Origin of the sequence: Saccharothrix algeriensis, from assembly GCF_016907655.1 — a bacterium.
Classification (GTDB): domain Bacteria; phylum Actinomycetota; class Actinomycetes; order Mycobacteriales; family Pseudonocardiaceae; genus Actinosynnema; species Actinosynnema algeriense.
Genome location: NZ_JAFBCL010000001.1, coordinates 1,844,374 through 1,859,957, shown reverse-complemented (window position 1 = coordinate 1,859,957; position 15,584 = coordinate 1,844,374). Strand labels below are relative to the sequence as shown.

Here is a 15,584-nt window from a genome sequence, read left to right as displayed (position 1 = left end):
GGTCAAGGTCGTGGTGCCCACATGCTAGTGGCCGGCCTCCCGGTACTGGTCGCGGCCGGCTTCCGCGCGGCGCGCCCACTCCCGCCACGCCCCGGCGGCGTGCGCGGGGGAGGTCCAGGGCCGGTCGCAGCGCACCAGCCGGGTGCCCGGCCGCTCCAGCCACCGCAGGACCACCGACGCCTCCTCCGGCGGCGCGCCGAGCAGCGGGCCGGCGCCGGGCAGGACCGTCTCGGCGGCGGCCACCAGGTCGTCCACCACGGGCATCGGCGGCACGCCGCGCCGCGCCACGCCCGCCGCGGCCAGCCGCCCGTGCCGGACCACGGCGAACTCCCAGCCGCCGGAGCCGTCCGGGCGGGCGGCCACCAGCTCGGGCAGGGCGGCCAGCCCGGCGAGGCGCTGGCCGCGGTCCAGGGCGCGGACCAGGCCCGCCAGCCGGTCGCGGTGGGCGGCGGCGGCCTCGAAGCGGTGCGCCCCGGACAGGGTCTCCAGGAGCTCGGCCGCCGAGCGCAGCGGCGCCGCGTCCCGACCGGCGACCAGCGACCGGAGCGCGTCGACGGCGGGCGCGTAGTCGTCGGTGGACTGCCGGCCCGCGCAGGGCGCCTTGCAGCGCCCCAGCTCGTGCAGCGCGCACGGCGTGCCCCTCGGGTCGCGCGCCGGGATGCGCTGGGAGCACGCGCGCAGCGGCACGGCGTCCTGCAGGGCCTCCCGGGCCGCCTCGGCGACCCGCCGGGAGCGGAACGGGCCGACGGCCCCCTCGCGCGGCACGCGGACCAGGGACAGGCGGGGGAACGGCTCGTCGGTGAGCACCAGCCACCACCAGCCGCCCTGGTTCTTGGAGCGGCGGTTGTAGGCGGGCTTGTGCGCGGTGATCAGCCGCAGCTCCCGCACCTCCGCCTCCAGCGGGTGCGCGCACACCACGGCGTCCACCCGGACGGCCAGGGCGACCATCTCGCGCAGCCGCTGCCTGCCCTCGGAGGCGGTGAAGTACTGCCGGACCCGCCTGCGCAGGTCGGCGGAGGTGCCGACGTAGAGCACCTCCTCGCCCGGGCCGCGGAACAGGTAGACGCCCGGCGCCGACGGCAGGTGCGCGGCCAGCTCGCGCTTGCGCCGCTGGGCGGGCGTCACCTCGGGCAGGTAGGCGATCAGCTCCTCCAGCGAGTGCACGCCGACCGAGCCGACCCGCTCCAGCAGCCGGTGCAGCACCTCCACCGTCGCCCGGGCGTCGGTGAGGGCGCGGTGGTTGGGCGTGGTGGCGACGCGGAACAGCGCGGCCAGCGCGGACAGCCGGCAGCTCGGCGCCTCGTCGCGCGACAGCACCCGGCGCGCCAGCTTCACCGTGCACAGCACGGTCGGCCGGGGCCAGGGGTGGCCGTGCCGCTCGCAGGCGGCCTTGACGAACCCCACGTCGAACCCGGAGTTGTGCGCCACCAGCACCGCGCCGGCGGCGAACTCCAGGAACGCGGGCAGCACGGCGGACAGCCGCGGCGCGCCGGTGACCATCAGCTGGGTGATCCCCGTCAAGGCGACCACCTGCGGTGGAATACCGCGCTCCGGGTCGACCAGCGTGGCGAACGTGCCGAGCACCTGGCCGCCGCGCACCTTCACCGCGCCGATCTCGGTGATCGCGTCCTCGGCCGCGCTGCCGCCCGTCGTCTCCAGGTCGAACACGACGAAGGTGGTGTCCCGCAAGGGGGTGCCCAGCTCGTCGAACGACAGCTGGGGGGCTGTCGGGGTAGTCATCGCCGGGCACGGTAGCCGCCGGGTACGACAATCTTCGATTCCCGCAGGCCGGACGGCCCGACAACGACCCGGCAACGCGGTCGGTGTCGGCGACGCGGGGGCCGTAGCCTGTACGGGTGCAAGACCCGACAGCACCCGCCGACGAGCCCGAGCCCGGGGAGCCGGCCGCGCCCGTCGAGTCCACTGTGGACTGGGGTGCGCTGCCGGACCCGCTGCGCGCCCGCCTGGCCGAGCTGAGCGCGGACGCCCTGGGCGACCTGGCGAAGGTCGACGTCCCGCAGCAGCTGCGGGCGGTGGCGCGGTTCGCGCCGGCCAAGCGCGCCCGGCTCGGCGCCCCGGTGCTGGTCGGCGGCCTGCGCGGCTCGTCGAACTTCCGGGCGGCGGTGGTGGAGTGGCTGCGGCGCAACCGGCCCGGCGCGCTGGAGGTGACCTCGCCGGACCCGGTGGCGGCGGGCGCCGCCGCGGTGCTGCTGGGCGAGGAGGTCGCGGTCCACTTCGTCGAGCTGGTGACCCGGCGCGGCGCCGAGGCGGCGCTGCGGGTGGAGCGCGACACCGCCGTGCAGCGCGCCGAGCGCCTGGAGCAGGAGCTGGAGCGGCTCCGGGCGGAGCGGGCGGAGTCCACCACGGTCACCGACAGGATCCGCGAAGAGGCCGAGGTGGAGCTGGAGCGGCTGCGCAAGCGGCTGCGCGAGCAGGGCGTGCGCCTGCGCGAGGCCAAGGACCGCGCCGAGTCGGCGCAGGCGGAGGCCGAGCGGGCGCGCGCCGGGGCCGAGGCGGAGGTCCGCCGGATCACCGCCGAGCGGGACCGCGAGCGCGAGCGGGCCGAGCACGAGCGCGCCAAGGCGCAGCGGGCGGTGGCCGACGCGGAGGTGGCCCGGCAGTCGGCCAGGGAGGCCCGCCAGGCCGACGAGGTCCGCCTGGCGCTGCTGGTCGACACCCTCGACGGCGCGGTGAACGGCCTGCGGCGGGAGCTGGCGCTGGGCGGCGCGGGCCCGCGGCCGGCGGACCTGGTGCGCGGCGCGAGCGCGGCGCAGGGCGCGGTGGGCCGGGTGGAGGACCCGGCGGCGCTGGACCGGCTGCTGGCGCTGCCCGCCGTGCACCTGATCGTGGACGGCTACAACGTCACCAAGACCGGCTACCCCGAGCTGTCGCTGTCCGACCAGCGCGACCGGCTGGTCCACCAGCTGGCGGTGCTGGCGGCGCGGACCGGCGCGGAGGTGACGCTGGTGTTCGACGGCGCCGGGGTGGTGGCGGTGCCGGCCAGCGCGCCCCGGGGCGTCCGGGTCCTGTTCAGCGATCCGGGCGTGCTGGCCGACGACGTGATCCGCGCCCTGGTGACCGCCGAGCCGGAGGGCCGCCCGGTGGTGGTCGTGACCTCCGACCGGGCGGTGGCCGACTCCGTCCGCCGGCGCGGGGCGCACCCGGTGCCCTCGGCGGTGCTGCTGGCGCGCTTGGTGCGGGTGTGACACGCGCCGTGTTCTTCACACTACTTCTGGTCACACACCGAGGTCAGAAATCCCCCGATAGTGGATCGTTGTCAACCTGAAAGGTTTTACGCCTGCTGTGGGTGGACTCCGGGGCTCACCTTTCGTAACCTGGCCGAGATCTCGTGGGGGCAGCCGGCCACCCTGGCCGGCGACGCGAGTTCACCGCCGAATCGGCCTATCGGGGTGCCGAGCCGGAACTACCCAGCCAGAGCTGTCGGGCAGGTGCGGACACGCGCGCGCCCGACCGGCAGGCGGTCCAGACGTGAGGAGTGACACGCGACCGTGACGTCGCAACGACTCAAGCACGGTGTGCGCGGGGCGATCGCGGCCACGGCGGTGGCCGCCGCTGCGGTGGGCGTCATGCCCGTGCCCGCCGGCGCCCAGCCGAACACGGCTTCCGATGCGCTGAAGAAGTACAACGAGCTGGCCGAGCAGGCCACCAAGCTCAACGAGGAGCTCCTGCGCGCGGAGGAGCAGCGCGACAACAACCAGGTGCTGCTCGACCAGGCCAACGCCGACCTGGCGCAGGCCACCGCGGCGGGCGACCAGGCCCGGCAGGACGAGGAGGACTTCCGCGTCCAGGTCGACCGGCTGACCGAAGCTTCGTTCGAGGGCGCGCGGTTCAACCAGCTGTCGGCGCTGCTGGTGAGCGACTCCCAGCAGGACTTCCTCAACCGCATGTCGGCGCTGGGCGTGCTGGCGGCGGACAACGGCGAGGCGCTGGACCGGCTGGCCGGCGCGGTGAACGCGGCCGAGTCGGCGAAGGCGTCGGCGGCCGACGCCCAGGGCCGCGCGCAGAAGGCTTCCGACGAGTCGGTGAAGATCGCCGAGGACATCCGCAAGCGCCAGGACGAGCTGAACGGCCAGATCGAAGAGGTGCGCACGCAGCTCAACCGGCTGTCCGCGCCCGAGCGCACCAAGCTGGCCGACCCCGGCGACCGGTCGAACATCCCGGTGCCCAACGGCACGGCGGGCAAGGCGCTGGCCTTCGCGCTCAACCAGCGCGGCGACATGTACCAGTACGGCGCGACCGGCCCGGACCTGTGGGACTGCTCCGGGCTGACGTCGAAGGCTTACGCGTCGGCGGGCGTCACCATCCCGCGCACCAGCAACGGCCAGGCCGGCGCGGGGCGCGCGGTGAGCCGCGGCGAGGTCGGGCCCGGCGACCTGATCATCTACAACGGCGGCAACCACGTCGGCATGGCGGTGGACAACGCCAACGTCGTCCACGCCTCCACCGACGGCGTGCCGGTGAAGATCGTGCCGCTGGAGAGCCCCGGCTCGATCTTCGCGATGCGCCGCATCGACGGCTGACCGGTGTCGGCGGGGCCGCCCCGGCCGGGCGCGGCCCCGCCGACCACCTGCCCGCCGGTGAGCCGCTTCCGGGTCCTGCTGGCCGTGCTGGTGGCCGCGGCGTCCGCGTGCGGGTTGGCCCTGGCGGTGTCGCCGGCCGACCCGCCGGCGTCGTCGGCGCTCGCGGCGGACCCCCGCGAGCGCGGCGTCCGCGACCTGCTGGACCGCCGGGCCCGCGCGGTGCTGGAGCGCGACGAGGCCGCGTTCACCGCCGACCTGGACCCGGCCGCCGACGAGGGGTTCCGGCAGCGCCAGCGCGACCTGTTCCGCAACCTCGCGGCCGTGCCGCTGGACGAGTGGTCCTACCGGCTGGAGGGCGCGACGGACCTCGCCGGCGTCCGGCTGCCCGCCGCCGACGAGTCGTGGGCGCCCGGCGTCCGGCTCGCCTACCGGCTGCGCGGTGTCGACGCGGCCCCCAGCGCGCAGCCCATGGCCTACCTGTTCACCCGCCGCGGCGACCGCTGGTACCTCAACTCCGACACCGCCCTGGAACCGGTCGGCGGGCGCACCTGGCGCGGGCCCTGGGACTTCGGGCCGTGCCACGTGCTCACCGGCCCCGGCGGGCTCGTGCTCAGCCACCCCGGCGGCGAGCCGCTGGCCGCGCGGGTGCTGGCCGAGCTGGGCGCCGCGGTGGCCGCCGTGACCGAGGTCTGGGGCCCGGGCTGGGCGCGGCAGGTCGCCGTGCTGATCCCCGGCGACGTGCGCGAGCTGCAGGCCCTGGTGGGCCCGGGGTTCGCGGACGGGTCCGTCGCCGGCGTCGCGGTGGCCGACCCGGTGGACCCGGCCACGCGCACCGCCCGGGGGCAGCGGGTGGTGCTGCACCCGACCGGCGCGGGCGTGCTGTCGCCGCTGTCGCTGCGCGTGCTGCTGCGGCACGAGATCACCCACGTCGCCACCCGCGGCGACACCGCCGACGGGTCGCCGCTGTGGCTGCTGGAGGGCTTCGCCGACTACGTGGCCTTCCGGGGCAGCGGCCTGCCGCCGGCGGGGGCCGCGCCCGCGCTGGCCGCCGCGGTGCGCGCCGCGCCGCCCACCGCGCTGCCCGCGGACGCGCGGTTCCGGGGCGCCGACGCGGAACTGGCCTACCAGGAGTCGTGGTCGCTGAACCTGTACCTGGCGAGCCGGCTCGGCGAACCGGGGCTGGTGGCCGCCTACCGGCGGATCGCGCGGGAGGGTCGGCCGACCGACCCCGCGCGGGACGCGCTGGTGCGGGAGGCGACCGGGGTGGAGGTGGCGGAACTGGTCCGGGGCTGGCAGGGGTTCCTGCGGGAGGGCTTCCCGTAACGTGGAGCGGGTGCGTCGGACCCTCCTGGTGACCAATGACTTCCCGCCCCGGCCCGGTGGCATCCAGTCCTACCTGCACGCGCTGGCGACCCGGCTGCCCGACCTGGTGGTCTACGCGCCGTCGTGGGAGTCGCCGTCGGGGTCGCACCCGGAGTTCGACGCCGCGCAGCCGTTCCAGGTGGTGCGCCACCCCGGGACGCTGATGCTGCCGACGCCGGGCGTGCTGCGCCGCGCGGCGCAGATCGTGCGGGCCGAGCGGTGCGAGGCGGTGTGGTTCGGCGCGGCGGCGCCGCTGGCGCTGCTCACGCCGTGGCTGCGGGACGCGGGCGCGCAGCGCGTGGTGGCGTGCACCCACGGGCACGAGGTGGGCTGGTCGATGCTGCCGGCGGCGCGCCGGTCGCTGCGCGCCATCGGTTCCGCGGTGGACGTGGTGACGTTCGTCAGCCGGTACACGCGGTCGCGCTTCGCCGCCGCGTTCGGCCCGATGGCGGCCCTGGAGCACCTGCCGTCCGGGGTGGACGCGTCGGTGTTCGCGCCCGACCCGGCCGCGCGGCAGGAGATCCGCGCCCGGTACGGCCTCGGCGACCGCCCGGTGGTGGTGTGCGTGTCGCGCCTGGTGCCGCGCAAGGGGCAGGACGTGCTGGTCCGCGCGCTGCCGGAGATCCGGCGGCGGGTGCCCGGCGCGGCGCTGCTGCTGGTCGGCGGCGGCCCCCACCACGGGGCGCTGGCGCGGCTGGCCTCCGCGGTCGGCGTGGCCGACCACGTGGTGCTGACCGGCTCCGTGCCGTGGTCGGAGCTGCCCGCGCACTACAACGCCGGCGACGTGTTCGCCATGCCGTGCCGGACCCGGGGGCACGGCCTGGACGTCGAGGGGCTGGGGATCGTCTACCTGGAGGCTTCGGCGACCGGCCTGCCCGTCGTCGCCGGCCGGTCCGGGGGCGCGCCGGAGACCGTGCGCGACGGGATCACCGGCGCGGTGGTGGACGGCCGGTCGGTGGCGGCCGTGGCCGACGAGGTGGCCGGCCTGCTCGCCGACCCGGACCTGGCGGCGAAGATGGGCCGCGCCGGGCGGGAGTGGGTCTCGCGCGAGTGGCGCTGGGAGGACCTGGCCGCGCGGCTGGCCGGCCTGGTCGACGGCCGGCCCGTCCACGCGGCCGGCCCGACCGGGTGAGGGCCGGCGGGGCCGGTCGGCGGCGCGGGCGCGGCCGGCGGGCGCCGCTGACGGCGCGAGTCATCGCCGCGTCAGCGATACGACAGCGCGCTGCGGCAGTCTTGGGGACGTCCCGGTTGGGGGACCGGGACAACAGAACTTCTCGAAACCGCGTCAGCGGTTGACGATCACTGGGGGTCGGGTGGCCCGCACCGGGTTCGGTGCGGGCCACCCGTCTGTGTTGGATTGCGCCGCCTCCGGCGTCGCGGCTCGGCCGCCTGGTAGTCGGCCCGTCGACCCGGATTCTCCGGCGATCGAAAAGCGTGATCGCCGGAGAATGCGGGGCGACAGGCCGACGCGGCCTCGCGGGGGTGGGCGGGGGCGGGGGGAGTGGGGGTGGGGGAGTGGGGACGGGGGAGTGGGGAACTGGGGCTGGGGTGGGGGAGGGGAGTCAGTGGTAGAGGGCTTCGATGTCCTGCTTGTAGGTGGTGGCCACCACTGAGCGGCGGAGCTTGAGGCTCGGGGTGATCTCGCCGCCCGCCTCGGTGAAGTCGATCGGCAGGATGCGGAACCGCTTGATCGACTCGGCCTGCGAGACCACCCGGTTGGCGTCGTCCACGGCCGCCTGGATGACGCCGCGCAGCGTCTCGTCCTCGACGAGGTCCGCCACGGTCGCCGACTCGGGCTTGCCGTTCTGCCGCTTCCACGCCGGGAAGAACTCCGGGTCGATGGTGATCAGCGCGCCGATGAACGGCTGCGCGTCGCCCACCACCATGCACTGGCTGATCAGCGGGTGCACCCGCAGCCGGTCCTCCAGCACCGCGGGCGAGACGTTCTTGCCGCCCGCCGTGACGATGATCTCCTTCTTGCGGCCGGTGATCCGCAGAAAGCCGTCGTCGTCCAGCTCGCCGATGTCGCCGGTGTGGAACCAGCCGTCCTCCAGCGCCTCCTCGGTGGCCTTCGCGTTGTTCCAGTAGCTGCGGAACACCACGTCGCCCTTGAGCAGGACCTCGCCGTCCTCGGCGATGCGGGCCGAGGTGCCGGCCACCGGCCGCCCGACCGTGCCCACCCGGAACGCCGACTCGGTGTTCACGCACGCCGCCGCGCAGGTCTCGGTCAGGCCGTAGCCCTCGAACACCGGCACGCCCACGCCCCGGAAGAAGTGCGCCAGCCGCGTGCCCAGCGGCGCGCCACCGGACACGGCCGCGATGCACCGCCCGCCCAGCGCCGCCTGGAGCTTGGCGTAGACGAGCTTGCCGAACAGCATGTGCCGGAGCTTGAGGCCCAGGCCGGGGCCGCCGGTGTCCACCGCCTCGCTGTAGGCGACGGCGGTGGCCTCGGCGGCGTCGAAGATCCGGCCCTTGCCCGCCGCGTGGGCCTTCTGCTTGGCCCCGTTGTAGACCTTCTCGAACACGCGCGGCACGGCCACCACGAACGTCGGCCGGAACGACTGGAGGTCGTCGACCAGGTTCCTCACGTCCGGCGTGTGGCCCAGGGTGACGCGGGCGTAGACGCCGCACAGGGCGATCGCGCGGGCCAGGATGTGCGCCAGCGGCAGGAACACCAGCAGCGAGTTGCCGGCCTGCATGAGCTGCGGGAACGCCGAGTAGTCCGCCCGGACCTCGGCCAGCAGGCTGCGGTGGGTCAGCTCGCAGCCCTTGGGGCGGCCGGTGGTGCCGGAGGTGTAGACGATGGTCGCGGTGTCGTCCGCGCCGACCTCCTTGCGCCGGGCCCGCGCGTCCTCGTCGGCCACGCCCGCGCCCAGGGCGGTCAGCTCGTCGATCGCGCCCGCCGCGTCCCCGCTCGGGCCGTCGATCTGCCAGACGTCGCGCACCTCGGGCAGGCCCGCCACCACCGAGTCGACGGTCGTGCGGTGCCCCGCGTTCTCCACGAACACCGCCTTGGCCGACGAGTCGGCCAGGATCCACTCGACCTGGTCGGCCGAGGACGTCTCGTAGATCGGCACGACCACGGCGCCCGCGTGCCAGATGGCGAAGTCCAGCAGCGTCCACTCGTAGCGGGTCCTGGACATCAGGCCGACCCGGTCGCCGGGCGCGATGCCGGCCGCCATCAGGCCCTTGGCCACCGCGATCACCTGGGCGGCGAAGTCGCGCGCGGTCACGTCCACCCAGGTGCCGTCGACGCGGCGGCGGAAGCTGACGGCGTTGCCGAAGCGCTCCGCGTTCGCCCACACCATGTCGGTGAGGTTCTCCTCGGCAGCCACAGTGGCGGTGGCGGGGACGCTGAACTCGCGCACGTCAACCTCCGGACGGTTGTTTGTTACCGGTGCGGAAACCTAGCTTGTGATTCCGGCTATACACCAGGCCGGTGGGTGGTTCCGTGACCGTGTCGTGGCACTCTTCCCACCCGTGCCGAGCGTGGACGTGGTGGACGAGACATTTCTCGCGGTGCCCCCGGAGGCGGTGGCCGCGGCCTTCGCGGAGCCGGCGGCGTGGGCGCGGTACTGGCCCGACCTCGTCCTGTCCGCCTACCTCGACCGCGGCGCCAAGGGGCTGCGCTGGACGGTGGCGGGCGCGTTGGTCGGGACGATGGAGGTGTGGCTGGAGCCGGTGCTCGACGGCACCCTGCTGCACTACTTCCTGCGCGCCGACCTCCCCGGCGAGCAGTCCCCCCGGCGGGTGCGCCGGGAGGTGCGCCGGCGCCAGTTGGCCGCCAAGCGGGTGTCGCTGGGGCTGAAGGCGACCCTGGAGGGCGGGCGCGCCCCCGGGCTGCCCCCGGCGCTGCCGTAGATTCCAGGGGGTGCGGGTTCACGTCGTCTCGGATGTCCACGGCAACGCCGAGGCCCTCGCCCGCGCGGGCGACGGCGCCGACGCACTGGTGGTCCTGGGGGACCTGGTCGACTTCGTCGACTACCACGACCACGGCCGGGGCATCCTCGGCCGGGTCTTCGGCGCGGAGAAGGTCGGGGTGTTCGCCCGGATGCGGCGCGAGCGGATGAGCGCGGAGTCCGTGCGCTACGTCCGGTCGCTGTGGGACGGCCTGGACGACGCCGCGTCGGTGGTCCGCGAAGCGGTCCTGGAGCAGTACGCCGAGCTGTTCGCCGCGATGAGCGCCCCGACCTACGCGACACCGGGCAACGTGGACAGCCCCGAGCTGTGGCCGCGGTTCGCCCACGACGGCGTGCACGTGCTCGACGGCGGGACGGCCGAGATCGGCGGGCTGCGGTTCGGCTTCGCCGGCGGCGCGCTGCGGTCGCCGGGCTTCGCGCGGCGGCCCGGCGCGCCCTGGTACCCCTACCTGCGCACCGAGGAGGAGTTCGGCGCGGCGCTGGCCGGGCTGGGCCCGGTGGACGTGCTGTGCACGCACATCCCGCCCGCCGTGCCCGAGCTGACCTACGACGTCGTGGCGCGGCGGCCCGAGCTGGGCTCCACGTCGCTGCTGGGGGTCATCCGCCGGGACCGCCCCCGCTGGTCGGTGTTCGGCCACGTGCACCAGCCCATGGCGCGCCGGGTGCGCGTGGGGTGGACCGAGTGCGTGAACGTCGGCCACTTCCAGCGCAGCGGCACGCCGCACGTGCTGCGCTGGTGACCAGGCCAACCGGGTAGCCTCCCCGGCATGGCCGACGAGTCCACCCAGTCCATCGTCATCGACGCGGAGCCCTCGCGGATCGTGGCGGTGATCGCCGACTTCGCCGCCTACCCCGAGTGGGCCAACGGGGTGAAGCGCACCGAGGTGCTGGAGACCGGCTCGGACGGCTACCCGGCCCAGGTCAGGTTCAACATCGACCAGGGCCCGATCAAGGACGAGTACGTGCTCGCCTACGACGAGTGGTCGCCGCGGCGGATCTCGTGGCGCCTGGTCAAGGGCCAGATGCAGAAGTCCCAGGAGGGCAGCTACGCGCTCACCGCGCGGGGCGGCTCGACCGAGGTGACCTACACGCTGTCGGTGCAGCTGGTCGTGCCGATGATCGGCCTGTTCCGGCGCAAGGCCGAGAAGATGATCATGGACACGGCGCTGAAGGAGCTCAAGCGCCGGGTGGAAAACGCTGGATGAGCGCGCGCCTGCTGCTGTTCACCGGTAAGGGCGGGGTCGGCAAGACGACCCTGGCCGCCGCCACCTCGGCCGCGCTGGCGGCCGGCGGGCGCAAGGCGCTGGTCGTGTCCACCGACCCGGCCCACTCGCTGGGCGACGCGTTCGGCGCCGCCCTCGGCGCCGCGGTCACCGAGGTCGACGCGGGCCTGCACGCCGCGCAGGTCGACCCCCGCGCGCTGGTCGACCGGTCGTGGCGGGAGCTGCGCGGGCACCTGCGGACCGTGCTCGCGGGCGCGGGCGTGGACGAGTTGGCGGCCGAGGAGCTGACCGTGCTGCCGGGCGTGGAGGAGCTGCTGGCGCTGGCCGAGGTGCAGCGCCTGGCGCGGACCGGCCCGTGGGACGTGGTGGTGGTCGACTGCGGGCCGACCGCGGAGACGCTGCGGCTGCTGGCCCTGCCCGAGGCGGTCGCGGGCTACCTGGAGCGGCTGTTCCCCACCCACCGCCGGGTGGTGCGCGGGCTGCTGGCCGGGCTGGCGGGCCCCGGCTCGTCGGCCGAGCGGTGGGACGCCACCGCCGACGCGCTGGGCCGGCTCGCGGAGGACCTCGGCCGGCTGCGGGAGCTGCTGACCTCGCCCGACACGGCCGTCCGGCTGGTGCTCACCCCGGAGCGGGTGGTCGCGGCCGAGACGCGCCGGACGGTGGCCGCGCTCGCGCTGCTGGGCGTCCGGGTCGACGGGGTGGTGGCCAACCGGCTGGTGCCCGACCCCGGCGCGGACCCCGGGCCGGCGGCGCGGTGGCTGCGCACCCGGCGGGCCGAGCAGGAGGCGGTGCTCGCGTCGCTGGCCGACCTCGGCCCGGTGCGGACCGTCGAGCACCTGGCCGGTGAGCCGGTCGGCCTGGCCGCGCTGCTGGACGTGGCGGAGCGCCTCTACGCCGGCGCCGACCCGCTCGCGGGCGGCGCGCCGGGCGGTCCGCTGCTGGAGGTCGAGCCGGTCGGCGACGAGTACCGGCTGCGGCTGGCGCTGCGGGTCGGCGACTCGGACCTGGACCTGGCTCGGGTCGGCGACGACCTGGCCGTGACCGTGGACGGCCGGCGCCGGCTGATCGCCCTGCCGTCGCTGCTGCGGCGGTGCGCGGTGGTCGGCGCGGAACTGGACGACACCGGGTTGGCGGTGCGCTTCCGCCCCGACCCCGACCTGTGGATGCGGTGATGGACGCCAAGCTCGCCGAGGAACTGCGCCTGCTGCTCGACGCCGCCGCCGAGCGCGCCCAGCCGTGGCTGCACCGGCTGGCCGCCGCCGCCGACGGCGGGCACGACACCGGGTCGTGCGGCTGGTGCCCGCTGTGCAACGCGGTGGCCCTGGCCCGCGGCGACCGCTCGGAGCTCGCCGCCCGCGCCGCCGAGCACGTGACCGGGCTGATCGCCGTGCTGCGGTCGGCGCTCGCCGAACCGCCCGCGCCCGCGCCGGGGCCGGCTCCGGAGCCCCCGCCCGCCGAACCGCGCGTGCAGCACATCCCGGTGGTGCGGTTGCCGCGCGCGAAGCAGGCGCCGTGCTGACTGTCGGCGTCGACGTCGGCGGCACCAGCGTGCGGGCCGGCGTGGTGGACGCCGACGGCGCCGTCCTGGACACGGCGCGCGTCGCGACCCCGTCCGGGGAGGGGTCGCTGGAGGAGGCCATCGGCGCGGTCGTGGCCGAACTGGCCGCCCGGCACCGGGTGGCGGCGGTCGGCCTGGCCGTGGCGGGCTTCGTCGCGACCGACCGCCGGACGGTGCTGTTCGCGCCGCACCTGGCGTGGCGGCGCGCGCCGGTCGCCGAGCGCATCGCGCAGCGCGTCGGGCTGCCCGTGGTGCTGGAGCACGACGCCAACGCGGCGGCCCTGGCCGAGCACCGCTTCGGGGCGGCCCGCGGCGCGCGCGTCGCGACCCTGGTCGCCATCGGCACCGGCATCGGCGGCGCGCTGCTCCTCGACGGCGAGGTCTTCCGCGGCGCGCACGGCGTGGCGCCCGAGCTGGGCCACCTGCGCCTGGTGCCGGAGGGCCGGCCCTGCCCGTGCGGCAAGCACGGCTGCTGGGAGCGGTACTGCAGCGGCACGGCCCTGACCGCGACCGCCGTGGAGCTGCTGGCCAGCCACCCCGGCGCGTCGGGCCTGCTGGCCCGCGAGGCGGCCGGCGACTCCCGCGCCGTGACGGGCCGCCGGGTCGCCGCCGCGGCCCGCGACGGCGACCCGCTGGCCCAGCTCGCCATGTCCGACCTCGCGCGGTGGCTGGGGGAGGGGTTGGCCCTGGTCGCCGACGTGTACGACCCGGAAGTGGTGGTCATCGGCGGCGGCGTCGCGGATTCCGCGCCGCTGTTCCTGGACGAGGCGCGGGAGCGCTACGCGGCCGTGGTCACCGGGGCGGGCCACCGGCCCCTGTCCCGCATCCGCACGGCCCAGCTCGGCGACGACGCGGGCATCGTCGGCGTGGCCACCCTGGCCCGCGAGCCGGCGGCCCGGCGCCGGACCTGCAACGGCCGCCGCTGACCGGTCCGGGCGGCGCCCGCACCCGGCCGCGGGGGTCAGAGGACCGCGCCGTCGTCCCAGCCGGAGTCGGGGGGCGGGCCGTTGCGGATGCGCAGGATCAGCCAGCCGACGCCCGCGCACAGCACGGCCAGGGCCAGCGGGGTGCCCACCTTCGACGTCAGGCCGAACAGGCCCGGCACCAGCAGCAGGACCACGCCCAGCACGATCAGCAGCAGCGCGGCGACCGTGCCCGCGCGCAGGGCGGGCAGCGGTGGCGGGTCCGGGGGGACGAAGTGGTCGTCCGGGTCGTCGTCGCGGTCGTCGTCGCGGTCGTCGCCCGGGTCCTCCTCGGCCGTCGCGACGGCGGGCCCGCCCTCCGGGCGGGTCGGCTTGACCGGTTCCGCCTCCTCCTCGTCCGGGTCGTCGGCCCCATCGCCCGGCCAGGTCCTGCCGACGCCTTCGCGTTCGAGACCGGCCACGATCTCGGCGAAGGTGGCGTCCACGTCCTCCGGGCCGTCGGTCGGGTCGCGTCGGGAGTTCATCGGCGTGCTCCAGCCCTCCGGTCGTGAAGGCGAACCTTCTGCCAGGCATCATCGTCGCACGGGGCCGCTGTGTCGCGGATTACGGCAGCCGGTGGCACTTGCGACCGTACCGCCCGGGCGAGGGGCTTCGTTGTGCACCGCGCAGCCGGCTCCGTACGCTGACGCCCGGGGATCAAGCACGTCGAGGAGGCGCTCCCAGCGGTGCTCTACTGGATGATGAAACACATCTTTCTCGGGCCGATCCTGAAGCTGTTCTTCCGACCCCGGATCATCGAGGGCGCGGAGAACATCCCCCGGGAGGGCGGCGCGATCCTGGCGTCCAACCACCTCGCGGTCTCCGACTCGTTCTTCCTCCCGCTCAAGCTGTCCCGGCGGGTCACCTTCCCGGCCAAGATCGAGTACTTCACCGGCAAGGGGGTCAAGGGCGCGTTCCAGCGCTGGTTCTTCTCCGGCGTCGGGCAGGTGCCGATCGACCGGTCCTCGGCGTCGGCCGCCCAGGCCGCGCTGGACACCGGCGTGCGCATCGTCCGGGAGGGCAAGCTGCTCGGCATCTACCCGGAGGGCACCCGCTCGCCCGACGGGCGGCTCTACAAGGGCAAGGTCGGCGTCGCGTGGATCGCGCTGGAGTCCGGCGCGCCGGTCATCCCGGTCGCGATGTTCGGCACCGACAAGGCCAACCCGATCGGCTCGAAGGTGTGGCGGCCCCACCCCATCCGCATCAAGATCGGCAAGCCGCTGGACTTCTCCCGGTACGCCGGGCTGTCCGGCGACCGGTTCGTGCTGCGCTCGATCACCGACGAGATCATGTACGCGCTGATGGAGCTGTCCGGCCAGGAGTACGTCGACGTCTACGCGGCCAAGGCCAAGCAGGAGCAGGGCGACCCCGGGCGGTCGGCGGAGGACGTCGATCGGCTGCCCGGCACGAAGGCCGGGTGAACGGCACCTTAAGGTTGGCGCGGTGCGGTTCTTCTACGACTGTGAGTTCATCGAGGACGGGGTGACGATCGACCTCGTCTCCATCGGGGTGGTGGACGAGGAGGGCCGCGAGTTCTACGCCGTGTCGACCGAGTTCGACCCGGACCGGGCGGGGCCGTGGGTGCGGGCCAACGTGCTCAACCAGCTCCCGCCGCCCGCCGACCGGGCGTGGCGCAGCCGCGAGCGCATCCGCGACGACCTGCTCGACTTCCTCGGCGGCCCGAAGGCCAACCGGGACGACGTCGAGCTGTGGGCGTGGTTCGCCGCCTACGACCACGTGGCGCTCGCGCAGCTGTGGGGCCCGATGCCCGCCCTGCCGCGCAGCCTGCCCCGCTTCACCCGCGACCTCCGGCAGCGCTGGGAGGACGTGGGCAAGCCCCGCCTGCCCGCGCCGCCCGCCGACGCGCACGACGCCCTCGCCGACGCCCGGCACAACCTGGCGCGGTGGAAGGTGATCGAGACCGAGCGCCTGCGCCGCGGGTTCACCGTCCGCTAGGTGGACCCGTGCTTGCTGCACCGATCCAGGTCGTGACAGTCTTGGGTGACCCACGCCACGAG

The 15,584-nt window shown here is 75.6% G+C and carries 15 protein-coding genes; 12 read left to right on the top strand and 3 right to left on the bottom strand.

Annotated elements, in window-relative coordinates:
• Positions 1-24 precede the first annotated feature (24 nt).
• The gene (locus JOE68_RS08125; RefSeq protein ID WP_204841714.1) at positions 25-1,740 is read right to left on the bottom strand and encodes a DEDD exonuclease domain-containing protein; all 1,716 of its coding nucleotides are present in this window, start codon (positions 1,738-1,740) and stop codon (positions 25-27) included.
• 116 nt (positions 1,741-1,856) lie between these two features.
• Between JOE68_RS08125 and JOE68_RS08120 the strand changes: the two genes are divergently transcribed.
• The 4 genes from JOE68_RS08120 to JOE68_RS08105 all read left to right on the top strand — a co-directional run bounded on the left by JOE68_RS08120 (position 1,857) and on the right by JOE68_RS08105 (position 7,035).
• On the top strand, positions 1,857-3,206 hold the full coding sequence (locus JOE68_RS08120) for an NYN domain-containing protein (protein ID WP_346038951.1): 1,350 nt from the start codon (positions 1,857-1,859) through the stop codon (positions 3,204-3,206).
• A gap of 303 nt (positions 3,207-3,509) precedes the next feature.
• A complete protein-coding gene (locus JOE68_RS32180; protein WP_204841713.1) occupies positions 3,510-4,541 on the top strand; it encodes a C40 family peptidase in 1,032 nt (343 codons plus the stop codon).
• A gap of 57 nt (positions 4,542-4,598) precedes the next feature.
• A complete protein-coding gene (locus JOE68_RS08110) occupies positions 4,599-5,864 on the top strand; it encodes a hypothetical protein (RefSeq protein ID WP_204841712.1) in 1,266 nt (421 codons plus the stop codon).
• A 10-nt stretch (positions 5,865-5,874) separates the two neighbouring features.
• Positions 5,875-7,035, top strand: a complete 1,161-nt coding sequence (locus tag JOE68_RS08105) for a glycosyltransferase family 4 protein (RefSeq protein WP_204841711.1) — start codon at positions 5,875-5,877, stop codon at positions 7,033-7,035.
• Positions 7,036-7,465: 430 nt separating this feature from the next.
• Here the strand turns inward: JOE68_RS08105 and JOE68_RS08100 are convergent, their stop codons facing one another.
• Positions 7,466-9,271 (bottom strand): AMP-dependent synthetase/ligase, encoded by a 1,806-nt coding sequence (locus tag JOE68_RS08100; RefSeq protein WP_204841710.1) that lies wholly within the window; start codon positions 9,269-9,271, stop codon positions 7,466-7,468.
• A 112-nt stretch (positions 9,272-9,383) separates the two neighbouring features.
• Between JOE68_RS08100 and JOE68_RS08095 the strand changes: the two genes are divergently transcribed.
• Genes JOE68_RS08095 through JOE68_RS08070 form a run of 6 tightly spaced genes read left to right on the top strand, consistent with a single transcriptional unit; the run spans position 9,384 to position 13,530 of the window.
• On the top strand, positions 9,384-9,764 hold the full coding sequence (locus tag JOE68_RS08095; protein WP_204841709.1) for a polyketide cyclase / dehydrase and lipid transport: 381 nt from the start codon (positions 9,384-9,386) through the stop codon (positions 9,762-9,764).
• Between the two features lie 10 nt (positions 9,765-9,774).
• A complete protein-coding gene (locus tag JOE68_RS08090; protein WP_204841708.1) occupies positions 9,775-10,563 on the top strand; it encodes a metallophosphoesterase family protein in 789 nt (262 codons plus the stop codon).
• A 27-nt stretch (positions 10,564-10,590) separates the two neighbouring features.
• Positions 10,591-11,028 carry an SRPBCC family protein gene (locus JOE68_RS08085; protein ID WP_204841707.1) on the top strand — a complete coding sequence of 146 codons (438 nt, stop codon included), beginning with the start codon at positions 10,591-10,593 and terminating at the stop codon, positions 11,026-11,028.
• Positions 11,025-12,218, top strand: a complete 1,194-nt coding sequence (locus tag JOE68_RS08080; protein ID WP_204841706.1) for an ArsA family ATPase — start codon at positions 11,025-11,027, stop codon at positions 12,216-12,218. Before JOE68_RS08085 ends, JOE68_RS08080 begins: the two co-directional genes overlap by 4 nt.
• On the top strand, positions 12,218-12,565 hold the full coding sequence (locus JOE68_RS08075; RefSeq protein WP_204841705.1) for a hypothetical protein: 348 nt from the start codon (positions 12,218-12,220) through the stop codon (positions 12,563-12,565). Before JOE68_RS08080 ends, JOE68_RS08075 begins: the two co-directional genes overlap by 1 nt.
• Positions 12,559-13,530, top strand: coding sequence for an ROK family protein (locus JOE68_RS08070; RefSeq protein WP_204841704.1), 972 nt, complete (start codon positions 12,559-12,561; stop codon positions 13,528-13,530). The genes JOE68_RS08075 and JOE68_RS08070 overlap by 7 nt, the downstream gene beginning before the upstream one ends.
• Before the next feature lie 35 nt (positions 13,531-13,565).
• Here JOE68_RS08070 and JOE68_RS08065 read toward each other — a convergent pair whose 3' ends face one another.
• The gene (locus JOE68_RS08065; protein WP_204841703.1) at positions 13,566-14,051 is read right to left on the bottom strand and encodes a hypothetical protein; all 486 of its coding nucleotides are present in this window, start codon (positions 14,049-14,051) and stop codon (positions 13,566-13,568) included.
• A 201-nt stretch (positions 14,052-14,252) separates the two neighbouring features.
• On the opposite strand from JOE68_RS08065, the gene JOE68_RS08060 reads away from it, so the two are divergent.
• Together JOE68_RS08060 and JOE68_RS08055 are read left to right on the top strand one after the other, a co-directional pair.
• Entirely contained in the window at positions 14,253-14,987 is a 735-nt protein-coding gene (locus JOE68_RS08060; RefSeq protein WP_204841702.1) for a lysophospholipid acyltransferase family protein, read from the top strand.
• Between the two features lie 22 nt (positions 14,988-15,009).
• Positions 15,010-15,522, top strand: a complete 513-nt coding sequence (locus tag JOE68_RS08055; RefSeq protein WP_204841701.1) for a polyadenylate-specific 3'-exoribonuclease AS — start codon at positions 15,010-15,012, stop codon at positions 15,520-15,522.
• Positions 15,523-15,584: the final 62 nt, after the last annotated feature.

What these genes read in the sequence shown, in the direction of transcription:
- JOE68_RS08080 (WP_204841706.1), top strand. Translation starts at nt 11,025, where the DNA reads ATGAGCGCGCGCCTGCTGCTGTTCACCGGTAAGGGCGGGGTCGGCAAG.
- JOE68_RS08065 (WP_204841703.1), bottom strand. Translation starts at nt 14,051, where the DNA reads ATGAACTCCCGACGCGACCCGACCGACGGCCCGGAGGACGTGGACGCC.
- JOE68_RS08125 (WP_204841714.1), bottom strand. Translation starts at nt 1,740, where the DNA reads ATGACTACCCCGACAGCCCCCCAGCTGTCGTTCGACGAGCTGGGCACC.
- JOE68_RS08085 (WP_204841707.1), top strand. Translation starts at nt 10,591, where the DNA reads ATGGCCGACGAGTCCACCCAGTCCATCGTCATCGACGCGGAGCCCTCG.
- JOE68_RS08075 (WP_204841705.1), top strand. Translation starts at nt 12,218, where the DNA reads ATGGACGCCAAGCTCGCCGAGGAACTGCGCCTGCTGCTCGACGCCGCC.